General features: G+C 64.1%; 7 protein-coding genes. All 7 read left to right on the forward strand.

The features are described from left to right. On the forward strand, positions 1 to 912 hold a 912-nt coding region (locus EOA28_RS13785), incomplete at its 5' end, for a sugar ABC transporter substrate-binding protein (RefSeq protein ID WP_148670711.1). Between the two features lie 158 nt (positions 913 to 1,070). Further along, a complete protein-coding gene (locus tag EOA28_RS13790; protein WP_041005280.1) occupies positions 1,071 to 2,135 on the forward strand; it encodes an ABC transporter permease in 1,065 nt (354 codons plus the stop codon). 2 nt (positions 2,136 to 2,137) lie between these two features. After that, the gene (locus tag EOA28_RS13795) at positions 2,138 to 2,920 is read left to right on the forward strand and encodes an ATP-binding cassette domain-containing protein (RefSeq protein WP_126078422.1); all 783 of its coding nucleotides are present in this window, start codon (positions 2,138 to 2,140) and stop codon (positions 2,918 to 2,920) included. Positions 2,921 to 3,059: 139 nt separating this feature from the next. Further along, entirely contained in the window at positions 3,060 to 5,522 is a 2,463-nt protein-coding gene (locus tag EOA28_RS13800; RefSeq protein WP_127250107.1) for a glycogen/starch/alpha-glucan phosphorylase, read from the forward strand. Positions 5,523 to 5,719: 197 nt separating this feature from the next. Further along, entirely contained in the window at positions 5,720 to 7,933 is a 2,214-nt protein-coding gene (gene glgB / locus EOA28_RS13805; RefSeq protein ID WP_128314967.1) for a 1,4-alpha-glucan branching protein GlgB, read from the forward strand. Positions 7,934 to 7,996: 63 nt separating this feature from the next. Next, complete coding sequence (gene glgC, locus EOA28_RS13810) at positions 7,997 to 9,265, forward strand: glucose-1-phosphate adenylyltransferase (protein ID WP_127250108.1); 1,269 nt, start codon at positions 7,997 to 7,999, stop codon at positions 9,263 to 9,265. A gap of 106 nt (positions 9,266 to 9,371) precedes the next feature. Beyond that, positions 9,372 to 9,510 (forward strand): glycogen/starch synthase (locus EOA28_RS13815; protein ID WP_148670712.1); only part of this gene is annotated, 139 nt, incomplete at its 3' end.

Raw genomic sequence — 9,510 nt, forward strand, 5'->3', positions numbered from 1 at the left:
AACCCCTTCTTCGTCAAGATGAAGGAGGGCGCGACCGCCAAGGCCAAGGAGCTTGGCGTCGACCTCAAGACCTATGCCGGCAAGATCGACGGCGACAGCGAAAGCCAGGTGGCGGCGATCGAAAGCTGCATCGCTGACGGCGCGAAGGGTATCCTGATTACCGCGTCCGACACCAAGGGCATCGTGCCGACGGTGAAGAAGGCGCGTGACGCCGGCCTGCTGGTCATCGCGCTCGACACGCCGCTCGATCCGATCGATGCCGCCGACGCCACCTTCGCCACCGACAACCTCGAAGCCGGCAAGCTGATCGGCGCCTGGGCCGCCGCCACGCTTGGCGACAAGGCCAAGGACGCCAAGATCGGCTTCCTCGACCTCACCCCCTCGCAGCCGACCGTCGACGTTCTGCGCGACCAGGGCTTCATGATGGGCTACGGCATCGACGTGAAGGATGCCAACAAGATCGGCGACGAGGACGATCCGCGCATCGTCGGCCATGACGTCACCAACGGCAACGAGGAAGGCGGCCGCAAGGCGATGGAGAACCTTCTTCAGAAGGACAACACCATCAACGTCATCCACACCATCAACGAGCCCGCCGCCGTCGGTGCCTATCAGGCGCTCAAGGCCGTCGGTCTCGAAAAGCAGGTGCTGATCGTCTCGGTCGACGGCGGTTGCCCAGGCGTGAAGTCGGTCACCGAAGGCGTGATCGGCGCCACCTCGCAGCAATATCCGCTGCAGATGGCCGCGCTCGGCATCGAGGCCATCGCCAATTACGCCAAGGACGGCACCAAGCCGAAGCCGACCGAAGGCAAGAACTTCTTCGACACCGGCGTCAACCTCGTGACCGACAAGCCGGCCAACGGCGTGAAGTCCATCGACACCAAGGAAGGCCTCGCCAAGTGCTGGGGCTGATGCCCGCCTGAGCGCACAAACCTCGCGGCTGGGGACTTGATCCCCGGCCGCATCGGGTGGACGATGCATTTTCGTAAGCGCTGATAAGCCCGGCGACAGACCGGAATGCGTAAACGCGGCACGGAGCCATGACGAAGTTCCGTGAGACGGGAGGAGATATGTCCCAAATCCAGGAATTCGAGAAGGTTCTCTCGGGCAGCGATACCAACGTCGCCGCCTTCGAGGAGCACGGCAAATCGTTTGTGAAGCGCGCCCAGCATTTCCTGCATTCCACGCCGGCGGCGGTGCCGCTGATCGTGCTGGTGCTGTCGATCATCATCTTCGGTGTCGCCATCGGCGGCCGCTTCTTTTCGTCCTACACGTTGACGCTGATCCTGCAGCAGATCGCCATCGTCGGCATCCTGGGCGCCGCCCAGACGTTGGTCATCCTGACCGCCGGCATCGACCTTTCGATCGGCGTGATCATGGTGATCTCGGCCGTGATCATGGGAAATTGCGCCATCACCTACGGCATGCCGACCATCCTGGCCGTGCTGCTCGGGCTTGCCGCCGGCGCGGCCTGCGGCCTGCTCAACGGCCTGCTCGTCGCCTACATGAAGCTGCCGCCCTTCATCGTCACGCTCGGCACCTGGAACATCGTCATGGCGACGAATTTCATCTATTCGGCCAATGAGACGATCCGCGACGCCGACGTCGACGCCCAGGCGCCGCTGCTGCACTTCTTCGCCCTGAGTTTCAGGGTCGGTTCGGCCGTGCTGACGGCCGGCGTCATCGCCATGGTGCTGCTGGTGATGCTGCTCTGGTATGTGCTGAACCACACCGCCTGGGGGCGCCATGTCTATGCCGTCGGCGACGACCCCGAGGCGGCCAAGCTTTCCGGCATCCAGACCAAGAAGGTGCTGATGGCCGTCTACACACTTGCAGGCCTGATCGCCGCCTTCGCCGCCTGGGTCTCGATCGGCCGCAATGGCTCGATCTCGCCGTCCGCAGCCGTCACCGACTACAATCTGCAGGCCATCACCGCCACGGTGATCGGCGGCATCTCGCTCTTTGGCGGCCGCGGCTCGATCCTCGGCACGCTGTTCGGCGCCATGATCGTCGGCGTCGTCTCGATGGGTCTCAACATGCTGGGCGCCGACCCGCAATGGAAAGTGCTGCTCACCGGCGTGCTGATCATCGGCGCCGTCGCGGTCGACCAGTGGATCAGAAAGGTTTCGGTGTAATCATGAGCCAAGTGCCTGTTCTTACCGCGCGCGGTCTCACCAAGCGCTACGGCCGCGTGACGGCGCTCAACAGCTGCGACTTCGATCTCTATCCGGGCGAGATCCTGGCCGTGATCGGCGACAACGGCGCCGGCAAGTCGACGCTGATCAAGGCGATCTCGGGCGCGGTGATCCCCGACGAGGGGACGATCGAGCTCGACGGCAAGCAGGTGCTGTTCCGCTCGCCCATCGAGGCGCGCGAGGCCGGCATCGAGACGGTCTATCAGAACCTCGCTCTGTCGCCGGCGCTGTCTATCGCCGACAACATGTTCCTTGGCCGCGAGATCCGAAAGCCGGGCCCGCTCGGCAGCTGGTTCCGGATGCTCGATCGTCCGGCGATGGAAAAGCGCGCCCGCGACAAGCTCACCGAGCTCGGCCTGATGACCATCCAGAACATCAGCCAAGCGGTGGAGACGCTTTCCGGCGGCCAGCGCCAGGGCGTTGCGGTGGCGCGTGCCGCCGCCTTCGGCTCGAAAGTGGTGATCATGGACGAGCCGACCGCGGCGCTCGGCGTCAAGGAAAGCCGCCGCGTGCTGGAGCTGATCCTCGACGTCAAGAAGCGCGGCCTGCCGATCGTGCTGATCTCGCACAACATGCCGCATGTCTTCGAGGTGGCCGACCGCATCCACATCCACCGGCTCGGGCGTCGGCTCTGCGTCGTCGATCCCAAGCAGATTTCGATGTCGGATGCCGTCGCGCTCATGACCGGCGCCAAGAAGCCGCCGGAGGATGCGCTGGCGGCTTGATCTCCAGGATAGGTCAATTGCAGCAGGCAGGCTGCTGGCTCGATCACTAAATCGATTGAACGCATGCTGCAATGCGATAGGATGGGCTGGGAGAAACGGCGAAAGCCGCTATGATCAGGCCAACTGAACGAGAGGCGAAATGACATCCGCCATGACGATCGAAGCCCCTGTCCTCGACCATCCCGATCCCAAGACGCTTGCCGAAGAAGTCCTGATGTCGCTCAAATACCGGGTCGGCAAGGACACCACCGTCGCCACGCCCTATGACTGGCTGACCGCCTCGATCAAGGTGGTGCGCGACCGCATCGTCGACCACTGGATCCAGGCGACCAAGGAAGCCTACGACCAGCAGGAAAAGCGGGTCTATTATCTCTCGCTCGAATTCCTGATCGGCCGCCTGATGCGCGACGCCTTCTCCAATCTCGGTCTGATGGAGAATATGCGCGAGGCGCTGTCCTCGCTCGGCGTCGACCTCGACCTGATCGCCGGCCTCGAGCCGGACGCAGCGCTCGGCAATGGCGGCCTCGGCCGTCTCGCCGCCTGCTTCATGGAAAGCATGGCGACCGTCGACATCCCCGCCCATGGCTACGGGATCCGCTACGCCAACGGCATGTTCCGCCAGGAAATCCAGGGCGGCTGGCAGGTCGAGCTGCCGGAGACATGGCTCGACCACGGCAACCCGTGGGAGTTCGAGCGGCGCGAGCGCTCCTTCGAGGTCGGCTTCGGCGGCTCGGTGGAATCGATCACTTCGAAGGACGGCCGGCTGGAGCGCCACGTCTGGAAGCCGACCGAGCATGTGCTGGCCGTCGCCTATGACACGCCGGTGGCCGGCTGGCGCGCCAGGCGCGTCAACACGCTGAGGCTCTGGTCCGGCATGCCGATCGACCCGATCCTGCTCGACAAGTTCAACGCCGGCGACCACATCGGCGCGCTGGCCGAAAGCAACAAGGCCGACGCGCTGTCGCGTGTGCTTTATCCGGCCGATTCCCACGTGGCCGGCCAGGAGCTTAGGCTCAGGCAGGAATATTTCTTCTCGACCGCCTCGCTGCAGGACATCGTCCAGCGCCACCTCAGCCAGTATGGCGACTTGAAGTCTTTGCCCGACAAGGCGGCGATCCATCTCAACGACACGCATCCCGCGGTGGCGGTGCCGGAGCTGATGCGGCTCTTGATGGACGTCCATGGCATGGATTTCGATCTCGCCTGGGACATCACCAAGCGCACCTTCGGCTACACCAACCACACGCTGCTGCCCGAGGCGCTGGAAAGCTGGCCGGTGCCGCTGTTCGAGCGGCTTTTGCCGCGCCACATGCAGATCGTCTACGCCATCAATGCGCAGGTGCTGCTGGAGGCCCGGGCCACCGGAAAATTCTCGGGCGACCAGATCGCACGCATCTCGCTGATCCAGGAAAATGGCGACCGCCGCGTGCGCATGGGCAATCTGGCCTTTGTCGGCTCGCATTCGATCAACGGCGTCTCGGCGCTGCACACCGAGCTGATGAAGGAGACGGTGTTCGCCGATCTCCACAAGCTCTATCCCGACCGCATCAACAACAAGACCAACGGCATCACGCCCCGCCGCTGGCTGATCCAGTGCAATCCCGGCCTCACCGCGCTTGCCCGCGAGGCGATCGGCGACCGCTTCATGGATGACATAGAAGCGATCAAGGGCCTCGATCCCTTGGCCGACGATGCCGCCTTCCGCGAGAAATTCGCCGCCGTGAAGCGCCAGAACAAGGCGCGGCTCGCCAAGCTCGTAGCCGACCGTCTCGGCATCAGGCTCGACCCGTCGGCGCTGTTCGACATCCAGGTCAAGCGCATCCACGAATACAAGCGCCAGCTGCTCAACATTCTTGAGGCGATCGCGCTCTACGACCAGATCCGCTCGCATCCCGAGCGGGACTGGATGCCGCGCGTGAAGTTCTTCGGCGGCAAGGCGGCGCCGAGCTACCACAACGCCAAGCTGATCATCAAACTGGCCAACGACGTCGCGAAGGTCATCAACGGCGATCCGTCGGTGCGCGGCCTGCTGAAAGTCGTGTTCGTGCCGAACTACAATGTCAGCCTGGCCGAGGTGATGATGCCGGCCGCCGACCTCTCCGAGCAGATCTCGACCGCCGGCATGGAGGCGTCGGGCACCGGCAACATGAAGTTCGCGCTGAACGGCGCGCTGACCATCGGCACGCTCGACGGCGCCAATGTCGAGATCAAGGAACATGTCGGCGACGACAATGTCTTCATCTTCGGCCTGACCACCGCCGAAGTCGCCGAGCGGCGCAACAATGGCTACAATCCGCGCGAAGTGATCGAGGGCTCGCCCGAGCTGTCGCAGGCGGTGTCCGCCATTTCCTCCGGCGTCTTCTCGCCCGACGATCCCGGCCGCTATCGCGAGCTGATGAACGGCCTCTACCAGAGCGACTGGTTCATGGTGGCGGCCGACTTCGATTCCTACGCCGCCTCTCAGCGCGAGGTCGACGCCGTCTGGCGCAACAGCCCCGACTGGCACGCGCGCGCAATCCGCAACGTCGCCCGCGTCGGCTGGTTCTCGTCCGACCGCACGATCCGCCAATACGCGAAAGACATCTGGAACGTGCCCGTCTGATATGATTGCATGAGCCACCAGGAATGTGGCCCCGGTGCATGCCGCCCAAATCACGGCATGCACCAAGACTAAGTTAGTGCATGCCGCCCCAAAGTGCGTAGCGGTTTTGGGATCGCGACATGCGCCAAGACAAAGAACGGCGCGTGCCGCACCAAGGCATGCTCCAGAACAAGATGCCCGGGGAGGGCGACCGCTTGATGAGGAAGCCGCGCGCGACCGCTGCGACAAGCGGGCCGGACGGACTGGCGCCAGCCGGCGATGTCGCGGCGATTGTCGCCGGAACGCATGGCGATCCTTTCGCGGTTCTGGGCGTGCAGGAGGCCGGCAAGGGCTTCGTCGCCCGCTGCTTCGTGCCCAACGCCGAATTCGTCACCGCCTATACGCTGACCGGCAAGGAGGCCGGCGAGCTCTCGCGCCGCGACGATGCCGGCTTCTTCGAGGGCAAGGTCTCGATCCGCAAGCGCCAGCCGCTGCGCTATCACGCCAGGAATGCCGGCGGAGACTGGTGGCTGACCGATCCCTATTCCTTCGGCCCGGTTCTGGGACCGATGGACGACTATTACATGGCCGAGGGCTCGCATCTGAGGCTCTTCGATAAGCTCGGCGCCCACATCATGGATCATGAGGGCGCCACCGGCGTGCATTTCGCCGTCTGGGCGCCCAATGCCAGGCGCGTCTCCGTGGTCGGGACCTTCAACGACTGGGGTGGCCGCCGCCACACCATGCGCGACCGCAAGGACACCGGCATCTGGGAGCTGTTCATCCCCGATCTCGCCGCCGGCCAGCCCTACAAATTCGAGATCATCGGACCGGACGGCGTGCGCCTGCCGCTCAAGGCCGACCCGTTCGCCTTCGAATCGGAACTGCGCCCAGCGACCGCCTCGGTGACGGCGCCGCCAATGGCGCATCAATGGGGCGACGAGGCGCATCGCGGCTACTGGCGCAAGGCCGATCCCCGGCGCGAGGCGATCTCGATCTACGAGGTCCATGCCGGCTCCTGGCAGCGCCGCGACGACGGAACGTTCCTCTCCTGGGACGAGCTCGCCGCGCGGCTGATCCCATACGTGGTCGACACCGGCTTCACCCATATCGAGTTCCTGCCGATCTCGGAGCATCCTTACGATCCGTCCTGGGGTTACCAGACCACCGGCCTTTACGCGCCGACGGCCCGTTTCGGCGACCCCGACGGCTTCGCCCGCTTCGTCGACGGCGCGCATCGCGCCGGCATCGGCGTCATTCTTGACTGGGTGCCGGCGCATTTCCCGGTCGACGAGCACGGGCTGGTGCAATTCGACGGCACCGCGCTCTACGAGCATGCCGATCCGCGCCAGGGTTTTCATCCCGATTGGAACACCGCGATCTACAATTTCGGCCGCCGCGAGGTGGTGTCGTTCCTCGTCAACAACGCGCTGTTCTGGGCCGAGAAATACCATGTCGACGGATTGCGCGTCGACGCGGTCGCCTCGATGCTCTACCTCGATTATTCGCGCAAGGCGGGCGAGTGGATTCCGAACGAGAAGGGCGGGCGCGAGAACCTGCAGGCCGTCAGCTTCCTGCAGAAGATGAACAAGGAGCTCTACGGCCACCACCCCGGCGTGATGACGATCGCCGAGGAATCGACCTCATGGCCGAAAGTGTCGCGCCCCGTGCATGAAGGCGGGCTCGGCTTCGGCTTCAAGTGGAACATGGGCTTCATGCATGACACGCTGGAGTACCTTTCCAAGGAACCGATCTTCCGCAAGCACCACCACAACGACATCACCTTCGGCCTGATCTACGCTTTCTCCGAAAACTTCGTGCTGCCGCTCTCGCATGATGAGGTCGTGCACGGCAAAGGCACGCTGCTCCACAAGATGGCCGGCGACGACTGGCAGAAGTTCGCGACGTTGCGCGCTTATTACGCCTTCATGTGGGGCTATCCCGGCAAGAAGCTCCTGTTCATGGGCCAGGAATTCGCCCAGCGCCGCGAGTGGAGCGAGGCGCGCGCGCTCGACTGGAACCTGCTCGAATTCGCGCCGCATCGTGGCGTCTGGCAGACGGTGCGCGATCTGAACTACCTCTACCGTTCGCGCCCGGCCCTGCATGCGCGCGACTGCGAGCCGGAAGGCTTTTCCTGGCTGATCGTCGACGACCGCGACAATTCGGTCTTCGCCTGGCTGCGCAGCGCGCCGGACGGCAACCCGGTCGCCGTCATTTCCAATTTCACGCCGGTGCCGCGCGAGAACTATCGCGTGCCGCTGCCGAAGGCGGGAAAGTGGCGCGAAATCATCAATACGGACGCCGCCGACTATGGCGGCTCCGGCATGGGCAATGGCGGCATGATCGAGGCGAGCGGAGAAGGGGGCGGCGTATCGGCGACGATGCTGCTGCCGCCGCTGTCGACGATCATGCTGGAATTCGTCACGGACTGAAGCAGATGATATCTCACCTTGCTAAGATTTCGGTCCGGGCAGCTTGTTTGGGAGGGTAACAAAATGGCAGAGATCAAAAGAACCCAGCCGCTGGCGCGCGACGCCATGGCCTATGTGCTGGCCGGCGGCCGCGGCAGCCGCCTCAAGGAGCTGACCGATCGGCGCGCCAAGCCCGCCGTCTATTTCGGCGGCAAGACGCGCATCATCGATTTCGCGCTGTCCAATGCGCTCAATTCCGGCATCCGCCGCCTCGGCGTCGCCACCCAGTACAAGGCGCATTCGCTGATCCGCCACCTGCAGCGCGGCTGGAACTTCCTGCGTCCAGAGCGAAACGAGAGCTTCGACATCCTGCCGGCGTCGCAGCGCGTCTCGGAAACGCAGTGGTATGAAGGCACTGCCGACGCCGTCTACCAGAACATCGACATCATCGAGGCCTATGGCCCCGAATACATGGTCATCCTCGCCGGCGACCACATCTACAAGATGGACTACGAGCTGATGTTGCGCCAGCATGTCGATGCCGGCGCCGACGTCACCGTCGGCTGCCTGGAGGTGCCGCGCCTGGAGGCGACCGGCTTCGGCGTCATGCATGTCGATGCCAAGGACAACATCATCGCCTTCGTCGAAAAGCCTGCCGACCCGCCGGGCATTCCGGACAAGCCGGAATTCGCGCTCGCCTCGATGGGCATCTATGTTTTCAAGACCAAGTTCCTGATGGAGCAGCTGCGCCGCGACGCCGCCGAGCCCGGCTCCAGCCGCGACTTCGGCAAGGACATCATCCCCTATATCGTCCAGCACGGTAAGGCGATCGCCCACCGCTTCGCCAAATCCTGTGTGCGCTCCTCGCATGAGTCCGAGCCCTACTGGCGAGACGTCGGAACCGTCGATGCCTATTGGGAAGCCAATATCGACCTCACCGACATCACGCCGGAACTCGATCTCTACGACCGCGACTGGCCGATCTGGACCTATGCCGAATTGAAGCCGCCGGCAAAGTTCGTGCATGACGAGGATGGCCGCCGCGGCGAGGCGATCTCCTCGCTGGTGTCCGGCGACTGCATCGTCTCCGGCGCCTCGCTGCGCCGCAGCCTGATCTTCACCGGCGCGCGCATCAATTCCTACTCCAAGCTCGAGGAGGTGGTGATGCTGCCCGACGTGACTGTCGGCCGCAACGCGCGCCTGAAGCGCGTCGTCATCGACCATGGCGTGAACATCCCGGAGGGCCTGGTGGTCGGCGAGGATCCGGCGCTCGACGCCAAGCGTTTTCGCGTATCGGAAAAGGGCATCTGCCTGATCACGCAGGACATGATCAACAAGCTGTCGACCCCGTAGGGTCGATCAACAAGCTGTCGACCTGCCGATCAACCCTATCGGGTTGACGGCTTGATCAACAGATTGTCACTTTGACCTGTCACGTTGAGATCGGAATGTGGAGCGCATGCAGGTTCTGTCGGTCACGCCCGAAATCTTCCCGCTGATCAAGACCGGCGGGCTTGCCGATGTGACCGGCGCCCTGCCGATCGCGCTGGCCGGGAAGGGCGTGGCGATGCGCACGCTGGTTCCAGGCCATCCCTGTC

Source organism: Mesorhizobium sp. M2A.F.Ca.ET.067.02.1.1 (genome assembly GCF_004023285.1).
In the GTDB taxonomy this organism is placed as follows: Bacteria; Pseudomonadota; Alphaproteobacteria; order Rhizobiales; family Rhizobiaceae; genus Mesorhizobium.

Bases quoted from the DNA above. Each gene is read 5' to 3' on its own strand.
- EOA28_RS13790 (WP_041005280.1), top strand. From the start codon at position 1,071: ATGTCCCAAATCCAGGAATTCGAGAAGGTTCTCTCGGGCAGCGATACC.
- EOA28_RS13795 (WP_126078422.1), top strand. From the start codon at position 2,138: ATGAGCCAAGTGCCTGTTCTTACCGCGCGCGGTCTCACCAAGCGCTAC.
- EOA28_RS13800 (WP_127250107.1), top strand. From the start codon at position 3,060: ATGACATCCGCCATGACGATCGAAGCCCCTGTCCTCGACCATCCCGAT.
- glgB (WP_128314967.1), top strand. From the start codon at position 5,720: ATGAGGAAGCCGCGCGCGACCGCTGCGACAAGCGGGCCGGACGGACTG.
- glgC (WP_127250108.1), top strand. From the start codon at position 7,997: ATGGCAGAGATCAAAAGAACCCAGCCGCTGGCGCGCGACGCCATGGCC.